Here is a 16,663-nt window from a genome sequence, read left to right as displayed (position 1 = left end):
AGGAGGAATGGACATGAAGAGTGAAAAAGTATTAGATGCAAAAGGGCTTGCTTGCCCAATGCCGATTGTAAGGACAAAGAAAGCGATGGACCAGCTTGAATCAGGGCAAATCCTGGAAATCCACACAACCGACAAGGGGTCTACAAAGGACATTCCTGCCTGGGCCGATGCAGCCAATCATGAAATCCTTAAGACCGAACAAGATGGTGAAGTGTTTAAGTTCTGGGTGAAAAAAGCATAGAATGAAACAAGCAGGAAACCCGCTATGAAATTAGCGGGTTTTTCCTATGGGTGCAATCAATAACGAACGGAATTTTCCCGGTATGCTTCTTTTATTTTGGCTATGTTAAAGACCAGTGTTGATTTTTGAATACTTGCTGGAGTGGAAATCAACAATCAAATTATACATAGCCTTAAAAAAACTCTTTACATTGTCGTTACGTCAACCTGTAAAGTGTAAGTATCAGGAGGTGAACACATGGAATATACGATTCAGAAACTCGCGCAAATGGCTGGTGTCACAAGCCGGACTTTACGGTATTACGATGAAATTGGGATCCTCAAGCCGGCAAGGATGAATTCATCCGGATACCGCATATACGGAGAGGCAGAAGTGGACCAGCTCCAGCAAATCCTTTTTTACAGACAATTGGATGTCGACCTGGAGACCATTAAGAAAATCCTGTCTTCCCCCGCTTTTAACGAGGTGGAAGCGTTGGAGGGACACAGACAGAACCTATTGGCAAAAAGAGAGCAATTAGACCGATTGATCGCCAATGTCGAAAAGACCTTGGCGTATAAAGAAGGGAGAATAAAGATGGAGAATCATGAAAAATTTGAAGCGTTCAAAGAAAAGTTGATTGATGAGAATGAAAGGAAGTATGGGGAAGAAATCCGGGCAAAGTATGGGGATGAACAGATTGAGGAATCAAACAAACAGCTGAGGGGAATGTCTGCGGCCAAGCTGGCCGAAGCAGACAAACTGGAACAGGAAATCCTCGATAACTTGAATGATGCTTTCGCCACCAGAGACCCAGCAGGCGAGCTTGCCCAAAAAACAGCTGATCTTCATCGCCAATGGCTGACCATTTTTTGGGGAAAATATACAAAAGAAGCGCATGCTGGCATCGCCCAAATGTATGTGGACGATGAAAGGTTCGCCAAGTATTATGGCAGGAAACATCCAGCTGCTGCGAAATTTTTAAGAGATGCGATTCTTATTTATACCGAGCAAGAAAAGTGAGAGGATGAGGCCGTACTGATGGCCAAATGTCCACCTTGACTTTTTTACATCACAATCCCCTCAATGAATTCATCTCTCTTGTACAGATGTATTGAGCAGAAGCACTTCTCTGATTGGAGCGGGAGGTGTGAGACTCCGGGAGGATCAGCATGCAGGCGGGACCTCGCGGGCGCTTTATCGCTCGGGAGGCTCACCGCACGCCCCGCGGAAAGCGAGCATCCCGGAGCGATAATCAATCGGCAAATTTAATCAAGCCTATCCATTAAGAATTTTTTTCAGTGAACGCTTCAGATATCTAAGGTTTTTCACTTCATTTCTTCCTTGCGCGGAAATTATTCTGGAGCACCGGCCAGTTTTGTGGAAATGGGATGCCAAGAACCCAGTAGCTGACTCCTCTAAGTCCATATTGCTTGACCATATCATATTTTGCCTGGACGCTCCTCGCATCCTCGTACCAGACGATATGCTGCTGTCCCCTGCTGTCAGTGTAGCGGAAGACCGGCGCCTGGTACGTTTCATTATAATCGATTGCCACTCTGTGCTCGGCAGCAAGGTTGACGGCGGCCTTCTGGCTGACGGTTGTTGCTAAGGTCCCTTGAACCCAGGGGATTTTCCAGTCCCGCCCGTATAGGGGAATCCCCATCAGGATTTTTTCGCGAGGGATAGCGGTGACTGCATAATCAAGCACCTTCCTGACCTCGCTGATCGGCGCGATAGCCCATGGCCTTCCGCCTGCCCAGCCCCATTCGTACGTCATCAACACAATGAAATCCACGATTCTACCCTGTGCTTCATAATCATGTGCTTCATAAAGCAGCCCTTGCTGATCAGCCCTTGTTTTCGGGGCAAGCGCGGTCGATACAGTATAGCCTTCAGGATGCAGCTTCGCTACTGCTTTCCGCAAAAAGGAATTGTAATTCTCCCGGTCTTCCGGATAGACGTATTCAAAATCGATGTTCAAGCCTGCATAGCCCTTTGCTTTCATTGTCTGGACTATGTTTGTCAGCAATCGGTCCTGAACCCCGGGATTCCGTAAGATGGCTGCAGCCCGGTCTGAATTGAATGAACCATCGGCCTCATTCGTAATTGTCATTAACGGGGAGCTTCTAGTTGGTCCTGCTGCCTCAAGCACTAATGTATCCCTCAAACTCGAAAGGGAGCCATCCTCCCTGACACTATAAGAAAATGGAGAGATATAAGTGAACAGCGCTCCCCTTTTCAAGATTTCCTGCCGGCCACGTTCGTCCATTCGCGTTGTGTAAGCATTCACTTCAATGACTGGTTTGGCGGGTGCCGGGATCCGTAAAGTCTGTCCTGGGAAAATCAAGGAAGGATTGCTGATGCTGTTTGAGCCAGCAATTTGATTGACATGGACACCATACCTTGAAGCAATCGACCACAATGATTCTCCACGCTTGACAGTATGGGGAAAATAAGGGAGTTGCAGCATTTGCCCGATATAAATCAGAGATGGATTCGTGATGTTATTGTAGTTTGCAAGATCTTGTACCGATACACCGAATCGGGAGGCAATTCCCCACATGCTATCTCCGCTCTGGACAACATAATCCCTGTTTATTTGTGGAATCACGAGCGATTGTCCTACGACCAGCCTGTTTGGGTCGTCAAGCTCATTGAGTGACACGATTTGATTTACTTCCGAACCATAAGCTTCAGAAATGCCCCAAAGGGTGTCTCCTTGTCTGACTGTATGGATCTGCATATCTTCATTCCTCCAGTTTTTTCGTCCTTATAAAATGGTATGAAAGCCAAAGTTGTCCTACTAATTTTTCTGGAAAATTCGTATACTGCAGCCGATATAAGTATATAAATAGAAAAACTCAGTAAAGGGGAACAGTGAATGGAATCTTATGCCACGTTTTTACGGCTCGTGGAAATGGCTGAAAAGATGGATTGCAAGGTGATCCTCGATCCCAAGAAGAAAATCTGCTTCAATCCAGACATGTCGATCACCGTCCCGCTTTCGACAACACTTGAAAATATCTATGCATTCGCTCATGAAATCGGGCACTTGATTGATTTTGCCAACGGGGAACTGGAATATGAAAAATGGCTCAATGATTGGTCATACCGGATCACGAAAGAGATGAGCGCGTGGGTGCACGCCTATAAATTGCTTGAAGGATTGGATGTACCGTTAGATGGCTGGAAAGAACATGTTGAGATGAAATTGATCAGTTATTTTAAGTATGAAAAAGTAATAGCTTAAAACTATAATGGAAAAAGGTTATTATTCTTGGCGTGTGAACTGGCACACGTCTTTTTATGGTCTGTAATCCAAATCAAATGGTTGTTTGCCATGGGAATGGAATTTACCGGTTCGTATTGTGATGAACAAGCGTATTTTGATAAGCTCTTTATGGGATATGGTGTAGGAGGGGAAATAAATGCTGGTATCAGACTGTTTATATGGAGACTTCATAGTCGAAAAAGTTTTAGAAGAATTGATACTGTCAAAACCAGTTCAAAGACTGAAGGGGATCCATCAGGCTGGAGCAAGTTATTTAGTGAATGAAAAATGGAATGTGACACGATATTGCCATTCCATCGGTGTCATGCTGTTAATCAGGCGGCTGGGCGGGTCACTCGAGGAACAAATTGCCGCGTTATTGCACGATGTATCCCATACAGCATTTTCCCATGTCGTTGACTTTGTATTTGAAAATGATCATGAAGACTATCATGAATCAATCTATCATTTTGTCATCAAGAATTCGGAAATTCCATCGATTTTAGCGAAGCATGATTACCACTATGAAGATCTATTGCTGGATGTTTCCAAGTGGAATTTGCTTGAGCAGCCCGCACCTGATTTATGTGCGGATCGAGTGGATTATACTCTCCGGGACATGTATGAGTATGGATATATTTCCCTGGAAGAAGCCAGTCATTTTTTGGGGCAGCTGATCGTTGGCAACGGCAAGATCTGTCTCAACAATATTGCCATCGCCGAATGGTTCGTGGAAACGTATTACAAAGAAGTAATCGATTTTTTCATGCACCCCTTGAATATCTACGCAAATGTTACCCTTGCAAGGTTACTGAAAAAATCAATAGAAAGTAAAGTTATTGATGAGATCGATTTTCTTGGTACTGATCAAACAATAATCCAAAAAATAAAGGCTTCCGGCGATACAGAGTTGCTGTCACTTCTGGCAGGTTTGAATCATGGCATTCAAGTAAAAGAGGATAGTGAAAGTTACGATTTACATAAAAGAAACAAAATCCGTTTGCTCGATCCATCCGTCTTATATAATAATGAATTCGTTCCGGCATCCTTCCTTTCGGAAAAAGTGAGGCACCTGGGCAATGCAGCATACGATAAAGCAGTAAAAGGAATGTTTGTAAAAGTCATTTCAGGGTGAATTACAGAAATCCTATGATCTTTGAAAGAATATCGAAGTCGGCTTGTTTTTTTAAAAAAAAGCTGAAGAGGGAAGACATGCAGACATGGATTCATCCCATACACGTCAGACGCCCGCAACCAAGAGGCCAACAGTTCACAGGAACTTGAAAATACCCATATAGACTAACGTGCAAATTTGGACACAAACATCCTTGATTTAGCTTTTATGGAATTATGAGATAAACAAAAAGAAAACTCGCCATCAGCGAGTTTTCCTATTATAACGGTATAGAGGAAGGAATACAGATACTGCAGGAAATTACCTTCTCATTTTTTCAATCGCGTCCGCTACGAATTGGACGGATGTTCCGACAATGACCTGGATGCTGTTTGGACCGACAATTTTGATACCCGGTACGCCTGTGGCTTTGATCTTTGCCTGATCGACGGCAGCCATGTCTTTAACTTCGACCCGAAGGCGTGTGACACAGTTGTCAACGGAAACGACATTGGCGTCGCCGCCGAGGCCGTCATATATTTTAGCAGCCATCACGGTGAATTTGTCTTCCTTTGTATCTGCTACAGGGTCAGCAAGGATTGTTTCTGACTCATCGGAATCATCTTCCCGGCCAGGAGTCAGGATGTTGAACTTGGTGATCAGGAAGCGGAACAGGAAGTAATACAGGACTGCGAATACCAGCCCTTGGACGAGCAGCATGTAAGGTGCGTTTGCCAATGGCAGGCGCGAGCTCAGGACGAAGTCAACGAAACCGGCGCTGAAACCGAAACCGGCTGTCCAGTTAAAGGCAGCTGCTACTGCCAGGGAAACCCCTGTTAATGCAGCATGGACAACATAAAGGACAGGTGCAACAAACATGAATGAGAATTCAAGCGGTTCTGTAACTCCAGTGAAGAAAGATGCGAAACCAGCTGCAAGCATAAGGGATGCTACTTGTTTTTTCTTTTTCGTCTTGGCTGTATGATACATAGCCAATGCGGCTGCAGGCAAACCGAACATCATGACAGGGAAGAATCCTGCCTGGTACATGCCTGTCACGCCTTTTGTTCCTTTTCCAGACCAGAAATTGCCAATATCATTGATGCCAGCAACGTCAAACCAGAAAACAGAGTTCAAAGCGTGATGCAATCCTGTAGGGATCAATAAACGGTTGAAGAACCCGTAAAGCCCGGCACCGGCAAAATCCAATTTACTGATGGCAGTTCCGAACGAAACCAGTCCAGTGAAGATGACTGGCCATATAAAGAAAAGCATGGCGGAAACCACTAGCATGGAAACGGCCGACATGATCGGAACGAGGCGTTTTCCGCTGAAGAACGCAAGCGCATCAGGCAATTTTACATGGCTGAAGCGGTTGTACATCGCTGCTGCCACCAAACCGGAAAGGATACCGATGAACTGATTGCCGATTTTTCCGAATGCTGCATTCACTTCTTCCGGAGCGATGCCTTGCAGCATTGCCACAGAGTTCGTTGAAAGCAAAGTGGTGATGACAAGGTAGGAGACCAAGCCGCTTAGGGCAGCAGAGCCATCTTTATCCTTGGACATCCCAAGCGCGACACCGACGGCAAACAGGATGGCCATGTTATCGATGATGGATGATCCAGCCTTGATCAAAAACGCAGCTATCGGGCTTTCTGCGCCCCAGCCTGTAGGGTCAATCCAGTAACCAATTCCCATAAGGATTGCTGCAGCAGGCAAAACAGCAACCGGAAGCATCAACGACCGGCCAATTCTTTGCAGATATTTCATCATTGTCAAATTCCCCCTAAATAATTCTCTCTAATGCTTTAAATCCGAAACATTCCCGCTTCTTAAGCAAAAAAATGAATAATAGCAAAAAAGTTGAACAAGGATGCTGGATTTAGTAAGAGCTTTCAGTTCTTCCCTCCTTTCGTCATTGGAGAATGCAATCGTTTCCAAAATCATATCAGATATCAGTGGAAATTAATAGCAGGATTTGTCCAAATTCATTTCTTTTTCATAATTGCATTTCCTTGTTTTATGATACGGGCATAGCAAAAAAATCATTCCGTTTTTAAGGATGGCATACGAGCAGATCAAAAAAGCATCTTGACAACAATAACTGTAAGAATTATTATTACAGTATTGAAGGGTTTTACATCACTGATTTTGAGAAAATATCTTGAAGTAAAGATGAAATTCAAAGCAGGAACTCTAAAAGACAGCAAAAAGGAGGGGGATTTATGGATGAAAAACAACTCGTAGGCGAAAAGGCAGCAGAATATGTCCAGGATGGAATGATTGTCGGGCTTGGCACAGGCTCTACCGTTTATTACACACTAAAAAAGCTGGGACAATCGGTCAGAGAAGGTTTATCAGTCAAAGGGATTCCAACCTCCAAAAGAACGGCAGAGCTTGCTAGGAAGTTTGGGATTCCGCTTACAGATTTCCGTGATATCCATGGGATCGATCTTGCAATTGATGGAACAGACCAGGTGGATGATCGGCTAAACCTGATAAAGGGCGGTGGAGGAGCACTGCTAAGAGAGAAAATAATTGCGAATGCGGCGGCCAAGTTCATTGTCATCGCGGATTCATCTAAACTCGCAAAGAAGTTAGGCAGTTATCCCCTTTCAGTAGAAATTGTGCCATTCGGTCATGAAATGACAATGAAAAAAATCCAGAACCTCGGTGCTGTTCCCAAAGTACGGATGGCGGAAGAAAAGCCGTTCATTACCGATAATGGGAATCTGATTGTTGATTGCGACTTCCGGGAAATTGAGTTTCCTGCCGAACTGGAAGCTCATTTGAATAGCATACCGGGAGTTGTGGAAAATGGCTTGTTTGTTGGAATGGCTAGCCAACTGATTACAATAGAAAATAACAAAATCATTGTTAACTCCAGGGAGTGTTAATATTTATGGTAACGATTTTTACAACCCCAAGCTGTACATCGTGCAGGAAGGCAAAAGCTTGGCTAGAGGAACACCATATTGAATACACAGAAAGAAACATCACATCAAACCCATTGACAATTGATGAAATCAAATCAATCCTGCGGATGACTGAAAATGGAACGGAAGAGATCATATCAACGAAATCCAAGACATTCCGCGCATTGGATATGGATCTTGAATCCTTGCCATTGAAGGATTTATATAAACTGATCCGGAACAATCCCAAAATGCTCCACCGCCCGATTCTGCTAGACGAAAAGCGGCTGCAGGTAGGGTATAACGAAGAAGAAATCCGCAGCTTCCTTCCCCGTAGCCTTCGGATCTTCGCAGGCTTGGAATGGAAAATTGCCAATTAAGCTTCATACTTGACAATGAAAACTGTAACATTTATCATTACAGTAATGCATCAAGAATGATTGAGTCGGTTTTATTCGAGAAGTTAGGAGTATGGACATGAACAGTGATTTTACACTTGCGATACACAGTTTAACCCTTCTTGCGCTGCAGCCCGACCGGATGTCGACCAGTGACGCTGTTGCAGAAAGTGCGGGTGTCCACCCTGTACGGATCCGTAAAGTACTGAGTCTGTTGAGAAAGAACGGGATCATTAAGTCCAAGGAAGGGAACGGCGGCGGCTTTCTCTTTGCTCTTGATCTGGATGAAGTGACCCTGTGGGATCTGTACAAACTCACATCTGAAGGCTCCCTCCAGCCGAAATGCCCGGATTCCAACGAAGACTGCATTGTCGGGGCCAACATGAGAGAAGTTTTATTCTTCATTTTTCTTGGCGCCGAAGAGCATTTGGGGGAATACCTGAAAAAGTATTCCATTAAAGAAATTGTTGATTTGATAAAGGCAAAGCCCGTCGATTGAACTTGGGTTTTGCCACGGAACAAATGTAACGAAATATATTACAGTTTCAAAAAAACTGTCAGGCAGGTGAACAAGATGCTCGATGAAAAACCAATCCTGAAAAGGGGCGATTGGGTCAAAACGAAATTGAAAGAAGGAGAATTGATCCTCGGCTATATCGAATCCTTGGACATCATTAACGGGCTCGTGAACATAAATGTTGTAACAAGCGATATTGATGAAGTTGTCGGGCAAACAGTGGTAATCGGCCTTAAATATGTGGAAGGAATCCCAGCCGCCAAGGTGAAAAATAAAGAACAAATTCGCTTCCTGATCGACCTTGCACTGATGACAGGAGACGAGGAATGGTTCCTGGAACTCTCCTCTAAGCTGAAATCTATGGAGGAGCTCGTTAGTGGAGCGAAATAATGGATAAGAGGCATTTCCTTTTGGAGATGTCTTTTTTTATGTGTGCCAGGGCAATGCTCTGTATTTTGATCTCTGCTAAATCCCTCCTAAGGTCGTATCCTTTCAATCGTTTTGCCTGATTTAATGGAAAATTCTAAAGGAATCCAGTCTGCATAAGAAGAATATTTATATAATGCTTATAGTAAAAACTAGCTGGGAGGACAATCAAATGGATATTTTCACTCCCAAAAATGGATTGGCACCATTCATGTACGGGATACTTGTCATCGCAACGACCTTTCTGATGGGCTCTTCTTTTACGGTTGGAAAAATGGGTTTGGTATATGTATCCCCGCTTTTATTGGTTGGCTTAAGGTTTACTTTGGCTGGACTGATCATGGCATTGGCTGTGAAGAACAAACCACATCCGGCATCGTTAAGGAACTGGGCAAAAATATTCGCGATTGGCATGTTCCAGACTGCTGGTGTTATGGCCTGTATTTTCCTCAGCCTAAGGACCATTACAGCCGGGGAATCCTCGATCCTGACCTTTACCAATCCGCTGCTCGTGGTGATCCTTGGCACCATTTTCCTTGGAATCCGTTATATGCTTATGCAATGGATGGGAGCGGTAATCGGAATCCTTGGGGTATTCGTTACGCTTGGCTTCCATATGCAATTCAGTTCAGGTACATTACTAGGGTTGGGAGCGGCTGTGTCATGGTCGATTGCGACCATTCTGATCAAGCAATGGGGCCACCAGCTCAATGTCTGGGTGCTGACAGCCTATCAGATGCTGTTCGGAGGCACGGCATTATTACTGATGGGAGTAACGCTTGAAACCCCGCGCCTGGAGATCAACGGGGCATCAATCGCCATTATTCTGTGGCTCGCCATCATGGCCTCCATTGTTCAATTCACGATCTGGTTTTATCTCATCAATCAAGGCGATCCAGGCAAGACAAGCGCATTCCTGTTCCTGGCACCTTTTTTCGGTGTGCTGACAGGCTGGCTGCTGCTTGGCGAAGTCGTGGAATGGTATGTATATGCCGGTGGAGCATTGATTTTCACAGGGATATTCCTTGTGAACTGGACCTTTAGTAAAAAAGAGAATAAAGAAGTTGCAGAACAAATTTCCTAAAAGGATATTACGGAAACTGATAGGCAGGTATTCTAATGATGAAGTGAAGGAGGAAAAGAAAAAAGAATAGTGGTACATATCTTATTCCATAAGATAAGCCAGAATTAAAAGGGGATTGGAATTGAATGCATGGAGAAATGGCCAGGGTAGTCGGTCTTGACATTCTGGCCAGCAGATGTTGAAAAATGGAGGTTGGGTTGTTGTTCCTATTTGACTTAGCGGAAAAAGCCAAAAGCTTTTTCGCAGGAATCTTTTTTTCTTTTTCTTTTGTAATTTGTCTTTTCGCTTCAATCTCTTTCTTTATGGAAAAGAATTTTTTATACGGGTTGATTCTGTTGTTCTTATCGCCATTCAGTTTACTGTTGGCCGGTACCTTTTTCGCAGATTTGAAAGTGAAAAAAGAAGACGAAGCCTAAAAGGGAGACCGCACGGATTTGGCCAGTGCGGTTTTATCGCTATGTGATGCCCTTTTGTGGTTCAACCTTCGTCCATTCTGCAAATTCAGGATATTACCGTCTATGAATGGCTGGTAATGTTCCGTTGGCAATGTCCTTTTATCCTTGGTATTGATTGTCTTTTGGAAATTCGTCAAGCATTCTTGATTTTTTGTGCAGTACGTAAACGCCAGAACGAAGATGGATTGATTGAAGCAGACATGGGATGGACAGATGTCCCTTCAGCTTGTATCAAATCATCGGAGGAATAAGGCAGTATCCTATTATGAAAGTTTCCAAATAGCAAACGCTGCATTTTAATATAAGGAAAAAGGAATTCACCGATCAGATAACGAAATAGTCGATGATGGACAGGAATGTCTCTGGATTTGAAAAGGGAAATATCTCCTTCAAACTTTTGAGTAGGTATGTCAGTATTGGAATCCTTTTCAATGGAAGCTATGGCGTAGATTAAGTTTGAATATGTATATGTTTCATGTCTAACGATGCTATCTGGAGTCTGTGTATACTTTATGGCAATGGCGGCAGGAATGACGGTTGCAATCAGCGGTATAGTTTTATTCAGGAGCCCGCCTTATACAGGCAATCCAGGAGGAATCGAAGCTTATATCCTGAACATGTATACAGTACCAAATTTCAAGGGGAGAGGGCTTGCAAGGCGGCTTATGCATTGAAGACAGCCGCAAGATGGGAGCAAAAAGAATCTGGCTGCATGCCTCAGAGGATGGACGCCCCCTTTATGAGAAAATGGGCTTCCCGGCAAAAACGAATGAGATGAAAATGTAACTTTAATCGATGGGGGAAGGTGAATTATGACCGTTTATGCCAAAGCAATAGGTGTGATCGTTGGGCTAATGGTAATAATCGGCGGATTGTGGATTGGCCTTTTAGGGCTTTTTGCCAACATGTCGGGATCGGCTTTAAATTCATCTGCGGCAGGGTCAAACAGCAACCATTTGCTGTTTATATTCGTCATATTATTTGGAATCGGCCTATTGACTGTAATCGGGGTATTCATGTTGGATCATAAGATATGGCACGTCATTTATCCACCCTTTTGTTTTTTGACAGGGATGGTCCTTACAATGTTCGCGCTATACTCTATCGGGTCACTGGGAATACGTGCCGGAATGTACAGTTTGTTGACAGGTCTGCTCTATTTGCTGCTCGGTTATTTAGCGAAAGGCTATGTTAAAGACCAGCGTTGATTATTGATACCTGTCGGTTGGAGCGGAAGGCTCACAGCCTCTCGTGGGCTAACTGGGCAGGGGGAGACCAAGGAGGCTCTCCGGCACGTCCGCGGAAAGCGGCCGACTAAAACCGCCGCGTCCTGCGGCAAATTCGGCACTAGGACTTCTTGTCGGTCGAAGTGCATGGAGTGGAAATCAACAATCAAATTTAACATAGCCTAGGGAAAAAGAAAATTTAAAGGAATCAAAACAAAAAAGGAAGAGATAAATGAAAAAAATCATGTTTTTACTTATCACAGCTGCCGCATTTTTGTTGGTTTCATGCCAGGAGAAACCGCAGCCGGATGATCGGCTGAAGGAGTACATAGGACTTTGGAATAAGCAAAACTTTGAAAAAATGTACGATGATTATTTAGCTACCACTTCAACGGAGACATACATGGAGGAAGACTTCACCGATCGCTATAAGAACCTTTACGATGATCTTGGAGTGAAAAATGTTAAGGTTTCCTACAAAGAACCAAAAGATGAAAAAGAGTGGGATGATAAAAAGAAAGTGAAGCTGCCAATCAGGATCCAGATGGATACGGTTGCCGGCAAAATCGACTATGAAAAGAAAGTTACCTTGACGAGGGAGGAAAGAGAGGAGACTGAAGACTGGTTTGTCGAGTGGAACCCCTCATTCATTTTGCCGAATCTTCAACAGGGGGATAAGGTCCGACTGGTCAATGATCCGGCGATACGCGGCGAAATCTATGACCGCAATGACTTGCCTCTGGCCATCAATGGAGAGTCATATGAAGTAGGGGTTGTACCACAGGAATTCAACCCTGATGATTTAGGTAAGCTGAGTCAGCTCCTTGAATTGACCCCGGAATACATCGAGAAACAAATGAATCAGCCCTGGGTGAAGCCAGATTTGTTCGTTCCATTGAAGAAAGTACCTTTGACCCAGCAAAAGAAGGCACAGGAGATGGTCAGTATTCCTGGGGTGCGTGCACCGAAAACGGAGGCAAGGGAATATCCATTCGCTGAAGCAACTGCCCATCTGATCGGCCACACAGGCACGATTACCGCGGAAAAGTTGGAGAAACTCAAAGACAAAGGGTATACAAAAGCTGATCGAATCGGAATTAGGGGCGTGGAGCAGCTTTACGAGGAAAAGCTCCGTGGAAAGAATGGAATCGGCATATACATCGCTAAAGGGAATGGCGATGTCGTAACAGCCGCTGAAATCCCCAAAAAAGACGGGGAAACCATAAAATTGACGATAGATGCCGAAATGCAGAAAACACTGTACGGCCAGATGAAGGGGGAAGCAGGTGCGGCGAGTATCATCAATCCAGCGACTGGGGAAGTGCTAAGCTTGCTAAGCAGTCCTTCTTTTGACCCAAATGAATTTGAATTAGGCATTTCGTCAAAAAACTATAAGCAGTTAGACGACAACCCTAAAAAGCCGCTGTTAAATCGCTTTACTATTGCATACGCGCCAGGTTCGACAATGAAAGCAATCACCTCATCGGTTTTATTGAAGAATGGTTTCGATCCTGAAAAGGTCTACCGAATATCGGGGAAGCAGTGGCAGAAGGATGCTTCATGGGGGAATTACAAGGTTACAAGAGTCAATGAGCATGATGAAACTGTTGATCTTGAAAGTGCCATAAAGCTATCTGACAACATTTATTTTGCACAGGCCGCATTGGAGCTTGGGGCAGATAAATTCATCAGCGGACTTAAGGAATTCGGCTTTGGAGAAGAACTTCCTTTTAACTACCCGCTTACTCCATCACAGGTCTCGAACGACGGAAAAATCAAATCGGACATCCAGCTGGCAGACTCTTCATTCGGGCAGGGAGAAGTGTTAATGAGTGTCCTGCATCTTGCCAGTTCCTATAGCGTTATCGTGAATGAGGGAACCATGATGGAGCCCGTCCTATTGTTTGGCGAGAAGGAAAAAGAATGGAAAACAGATTTGCTTTCGAAAGAAGATGCCCAGCTGCTGAAAAAGAATCTAAGGAAAGTCGTCACAGAGGGAACGGCCAAAAAAGCGGCTGTAGAAGGAATGGAGATTGCAGGCAAGACAGGTACAGCAGAAATAAAATCAAAGCAAGGCACAACCGGAACGGAGAATGGCTCATTCGTTTCATATGACCAGAAAGATCCTGCCATGGTCGTGGCAATGCTTGTAGAAAACGTCCACAACAGAGGCGGGAGCAACATCCCGGTTGAAATGACAAGGAAATTCTATGAGAATTGGTGAGGATTTTACACGTCTAATCTGATTTGCACGCTAAAAAGGCAGCTGATCCTGCGTATTTTTTTCAACAAGCGGACGAGGGCATATTCGAGAAGTCATTATGATTGATGATTAATTGGCAATTGACAAGTAAGGAAAGCTTTTATAAAAGGGAATGATCAGAAAGCAGTTGTGGTTGCAGGTCAGGAAGAGCAATGGTAAGGTGATTCGCAGAGTTGGAGCCCTGCGACCGCGCAGAGGGAAAATTATAAGGGCTTCAGCAGCTTTTTGGGTATGTTCCCGTCGGAGCTGCCACGGCCCCCGGATTTGAACAATTTCAAGAGGCTGCCTTTTGTTTGACAGGCAGTCTTTTTTTATCTCTGCTTTTATAGACAATGGCTTCGAGTTTTCAATCCTTTTATAGTGAAAAATATTAAAATGAGTAAAAAGAGATTGAGACGATCAGGAGACAAGATCTGACTTTTCTGCCAAATGATCATGGATACGGCAAAGTTGTCGGGGGGAATTGAGGATTTTCTGAATTCCATCGTGCGTGGGGATCCCGAGCTGGCACAATTGGTTGAAACCATTTTTTTAGAAAAGCTCCCTCATTACATCCGATAGGAGTGAATACATAGATGAAGAAGTTTCAATAAAATCAATCGTCGCATATACGAAGATCCAGCAAATGGCATTGAAGGATTTCAAGTTCGGAAAGGATCCAAATCAAAACTTGAAGCTTGGTTATTACAGCTTAGTTAAAAAACGGGATGAATAAGAAGGAGGAAATAGCTTGATGATGTCTGCCAGCGAAAAAAGCGGGGGGTACCACTTGGCGGCTGATTGTGAAAATTGCTTCGGATTGTGCTGTGCTGCCTTGCCATATGCAAAATCAGCTGATTTTGCTTTTAATAAAGATAGAGGTATCCCATGCAGGCACCTGCAGGCTGATAATCGTTGCGGAATTCACCATGATCTCAGGAACAAAGGGTTTCGCGGCTGTACCGTGTATGAATGTTTCGGTGCCGGCCAGAGGGTGTCCAGGAATATCTACCAAGGGAAAGACTGGAGGGATAATCCGCAGCTGGCGAGGGAAATGTTCGATGTTTTCCATGTCATGCAGCAAATCCATGAAATGCTCTATTACCTGGCAGAGGCTATGTCACTTGAAGCTACACAAGATCTGACGCCCGCTTTGGGGCATATGTACAAGAAGACACTGAAGGTATTGCCTGCCTTGCTCCAAAGGCCCTCTTAGCACTCGATCTGCCAATCCATCGGGCAAAGGTGAATGAGCTGCTTCTTAAAACAAGTGAATTGGTCCGTTTGGGATATACGCCAAAAACAAAGCTGAAGAAAAGTGGATACCTGATAGGAGCAAAATTGAGAGGAGCCGATCTTCGCGGAGCAAACCTTAGGGGCGCATTCTTGATTGCTGCCGACTTGAGCAAGGCTGATTTAAGATGTTCGGATTTTATCGGAGCGGATATGAGGGACACGAACCTTCGCGGTGCGAACCTTACCGGAAGCATCTTCTTGACACAGGCCCAGATCAACTCAGCCAATGGAAACATGCAGACAAAAATACCAGCGCACCTGAAAGTCCCGGATCATTGGAAAGGATAACATAGTCAGGAGGAAGGCTTGCATGCTATTTCATTAGCATTTCTGGACTCCGTTCATAGAGGAAACGGAAAAATTCTATGTGGAACAGGGGTTCCGTGTATCGCTGCGGGCTGGCAAATATGATGGGGAATTCCAGACATTCAACCCATTACTAACATGGAATGATTTTCGAGAAAAGGAAATTTTGTTTAGGATTATCGAAGTAAGAAAAGGGGCAGTAAATATTACATTCGGGCACGGAAAGAAACCGGTCTATGACCACATCGGGTATCTAGTGGCAAAAGAACAACACGATTTAATTTGTGAGAATGCCAGAAAAGCGGGATGGAAAGTAAGTGTCGGAGAGAGGAGAACTTTTCTTTCTACTCCATACAAATTTCGGGTAGAGCTCCAGACACGATGCAATCGATGATGCCAGTGAAGGAACAATTCTCGCTGGGCGGAAGATAATCGTGGACAGGGAAGGTTTGGTAGAAGAGTTATCACAGGTATTCGGCTGCAAAATCCAGAACATTTCGGCTTCAATAGGTCCCATGGCCACGATAAAGGAAGCAATCTTTACAGGCTTTAAAGCAAGAGATGCGGTAGACCCATATGGGGTGAGAGTTATAGTCACGCTAACCTGATGGTAAGATTTTCGAGTTTGCCGGCGGACTCGATCTTGTTGGTTATTTTTGATGAGGCGGAAGCTAATTTCCAGGTCTGGATTTACAAAAAATGGGCAAACGGGAGATTAACGTCTATAATTGGGAGATTATTGAGTTCGATTGAGAGAATATCGGTGTGAATTAGGAGATTCCAGCTTCTTTTTGGGAGAATAATGAGTTTCAGTGGGAGATTCTTATTCGATGCCAGGGAGTTTGCCGGCGGACTTGATCTTGTTGGTTATTTTTGATGAGGCGGAAGCTAATTTCTAGGTCTGGATTTACAAAAAATGGGCAAACGGGAGATTAACGGCTATAATTGGGAGATTATAGAGATGGATTGGGAGAATATCGGTGTGAATTAGGAGATTCCAGCTTCTTTTTGGGAGAATAATGAGTTTCAGTGGGATATTCTTATTCGATGCCAGGGAGTTTGCCGGCGGACTCGATCTTGTTGGTTATTTTTAATGAGGCGGAAGCTAATTTCCAGGTCTGGATTTACAAAAAATGGGCAAACGGGAGATTAACGTCTATAATTGGGAGATTATTGAGTTCGATTGG

General features: G+C 44.2%; 14 protein-coding genes and 1 pseudogene. 13 read left to right on the top strand and 2 right to left on the bottom strand.

From position 1 onward, the window contains the following. The first annotated feature begins 13 nt into the window (after positions 1-13). Both JJQ88_RS15795 and JJQ88_RS15790 read left to right on the top strand, forming a co-directional pair. Positions 14-241, top strand: a complete 228-nt coding sequence (locus JJQ88_RS15795) for a sulfurtransferase TusA family protein (protein WP_210367005.1) — start codon at positions 14-16, stop codon at positions 239-241. 237 nt (positions 242-478) lie between these two features. Then, positions 479-1,243: a MerR family transcriptional regulator gene (locus JJQ88_RS15790; RefSeq protein ID WP_210367004.1), complete on the top strand. Its 765-nt coding sequence runs from the start codon at positions 479-481 to the stop codon at positions 1,241-1,243. A 310-nt stretch (positions 1,244-1,553) separates the two neighbouring features. Here the strand turns inward: JJQ88_RS15790 and JJQ88_RS15785 are convergent, their stop codons facing one another. Next, on the bottom strand, positions 1,554-2,966 hold the full coding sequence (locus JJQ88_RS15785; protein WP_210367003.1) for a LysM peptidoglycan-binding domain-containing protein: 1,413 nt from the start codon (positions 2,964-2,966) through the stop codon (positions 1,554-1,556). Between the two features lie 138 nt (positions 2,967-3,104). On the opposite strand from JJQ88_RS15785, the gene JJQ88_RS15780 reads away from it, so the two are divergent. Both JJQ88_RS15780 and JJQ88_RS15775 read left to right on the top strand, forming a co-directional pair. Beyond that, positions 3,105-3,473, top strand: a complete 369-nt coding sequence (locus tag JJQ88_RS15780) for a hypothetical protein (protein ID WP_210367002.1) — start codon at positions 3,105-3,107, stop codon at positions 3,471-3,473. 178 nt (positions 3,474-3,651) lie between these two features. Beyond that, entirely contained in the window at positions 3,652-4,629 is a 978-nt protein-coding gene (locus JJQ88_RS15775) for an HD domain-containing protein (RefSeq protein ID WP_210367001.1), read from the top strand. A 300-nt stretch (positions 4,630-4,929) separates the two neighbouring features. Here the strand turns inward: JJQ88_RS15775 and nagE are convergent, their stop codons facing one another. Beyond that, positions 4,930-6,384, bottom strand: coding sequence for an N-acetylglucosamine-specific PTS transporter subunit IIBC (gene nagE / locus JJQ88_RS15770; protein WP_210367000.1), 1,455 nt, complete (start codon positions 6,382-6,384; stop codon positions 4,930-4,932). 452 nt (positions 6,385-6,836) lie between these two features. Here nagE and rpiA point away from each other — a divergent pair, with 452 nt between their 5' ends. The 9 genes and pseudogenes from rpiA (at position 6,837) to JJQ88_RS15725 (ending at position 15,458) form a co-directional block, all read left to right on the top strand. Further along, positions 6,837-7,508 (top strand): ribose-5-phosphate isomerase RpiA, encoded by a 672-nt coding sequence (rpiA, locus tag JJQ88_RS15765; protein ID WP_210366999.1) that lies wholly within the window; start codon positions 6,837-6,839, stop codon positions 7,506-7,508. Positions 7,509-7,513: 5 nt separating this feature from the next. Next, a complete protein-coding gene (gene spxA, locus JJQ88_RS15760) occupies positions 7,514-7,906 on the top strand; it encodes a transcriptional regulator SpxA (protein WP_210366998.1) in 393 nt (130 codons plus the stop codon). 97 nt (positions 7,907-8,003) lie between these two features. After that, complete coding sequence (locus JJQ88_RS15755) at positions 8,004-8,423, top strand: RrF2 family transcriptional regulator (protein WP_210366997.1); 420 nt, start codon at positions 8,004-8,006, stop codon at positions 8,421-8,423. A gap of 75 nt (positions 8,424-8,498) precedes the next feature. Continuing rightward, entirely contained in the window at positions 8,499-8,831 is a 333-nt protein-coding gene (locus JJQ88_RS15750) for an IDEAL domain-containing protein (protein ID WP_210366996.1), read from the top strand. A gap of 235 nt (positions 8,832-9,066) precedes the next feature. Beyond that, positions 9,067-9,951: a DMT family transporter gene (locus tag JJQ88_RS15745; RefSeq protein WP_210367031.1), complete on the top strand. Its 885-nt coding sequence runs from the start codon at positions 9,067-9,069 to the stop codon at positions 9,949-9,951. A gap of 1,106 nt (positions 9,952-11,057) precedes the next feature. Continuing rightward, positions 11,058-11,192 (top strand): GNAT family protein, encoded by a 135-nt coding sequence (locus JJQ88_RS15740; RefSeq protein WP_246861220.1) that lies wholly within the window; start codon positions 11,058-11,060, stop codon positions 11,190-11,192. A gap of 26 nt (positions 11,193-11,218) precedes the next feature. Next, the gene (locus tag JJQ88_RS15735) at positions 11,219-11,614 is read left to right on the top strand and encodes a hypothetical protein (protein WP_210366995.1); all 396 of its coding nucleotides are present in this window, start codon (positions 11,219-11,221) and stop codon (positions 11,612-11,614) included. 250 nt (positions 11,615-11,864) lie between these two features. After that, complete coding sequence (locus JJQ88_RS15730; RefSeq protein ID WP_210366994.1) at positions 11,865-13,856, top strand: penicillin-binding transpeptidase domain-containing protein; 1,992 nt, start codon at positions 11,865-11,867, stop codon at positions 13,854-13,856. Between the two features lie 772 nt (positions 13,857-14,628). Continuing rightward, positions 14,629-15,458 (top strand): annotated as a pseudogene (locus tag JJQ88_RS15725) (pentapeptide repeat-containing protein). Positions 15,459-16,663 lie beyond the last annotated feature (1,205 nt).

The sequence above is a fragment of the Bacillus sp. REN3 genome (assembly GCF_017912555.1).
GTDB lineage: Bacteria > Bacillota > Bacilli > Bacillales > Cytobacillaceae > Mesobacillus.
The sequence above is the reverse complement of the archived record's forward strand: the minus strand, read 5'-3'. Positions and strand labels throughout refer to the sequence as shown.

Coding starts and splice junctions, on each gene's coding strand:
- JJQ88_RS15795 (WP_210367005.1), top strand. CDS start 14: ATGAAGAGTGAAAAAGTATTAGATGCAAAAGGGCTTGCTTGCCCAATG.
- JJQ88_RS15790 (WP_210367004.1), top strand. CDS start 479: ATGGAATATACGATTCAGAAACTCGCGCAAATGGCTGGTGTCACAAGC.
- JJQ88_RS15785 (WP_210367003.1), bottom strand. CDS start 2,966: ATGCAGATCCATACAGTCAGACAAGGAGACACCCTTTGGGGCATTTCT.
- JJQ88_RS15780 (WP_210367002.1), top strand. CDS start 3,105: ATGGAATCTTATGCCACGTTTTTACGGCTCGTGGAAATGGCTGAAAAG.
- JJQ88_RS15775 (WP_210367001.1), top strand. CDS start 3,652: ATGCTGGTATCAGACTGTTTATATGGAGACTTCATAGTCGAAAAAGTT.
- nagE (WP_210367000.1), bottom strand. CDS start 6,384: ATGATGAAATATCTGCAAAGAATTGGCCGGTCGTTGATGCTTCCGGTT.
- rpiA (WP_210366999.1), top strand. CDS start 6,837: ATGGATGAAAAACAACTCGTAGGCGAAAAGGCAGCAGAATATGTCCAG.
- spxA (WP_210366998.1), top strand. CDS start 7,514: ATGGTAACGATTTTTACAACCCCAAGCTGTACATCGTGCAGGAAGGCA.
- JJQ88_RS15755 (WP_210366997.1), top strand. CDS start 8,004: ATGAACAGTGATTTTACACTTGCGATACACAGTTTAACCCTTCTTGCG.
- JJQ88_RS15750 (WP_210366996.1), top strand. CDS start 8,499: ATGCTCGATGAAAAACCAATCCTGAAAAGGGGCGATTGGGTCAAAACG.
- JJQ88_RS15735 (WP_210366995.1), top strand. CDS start 11,219: ATGACCGTTTATGCCAAAGCAATAGGTGTGATCGTTGGGCTAATGGTA.
- JJQ88_RS15730 (WP_210366994.1), top strand. CDS start 11,865: ATGAAAAAAATCATGTTTTTACTTATCACAGCTGCCGCATTTTTGTTG.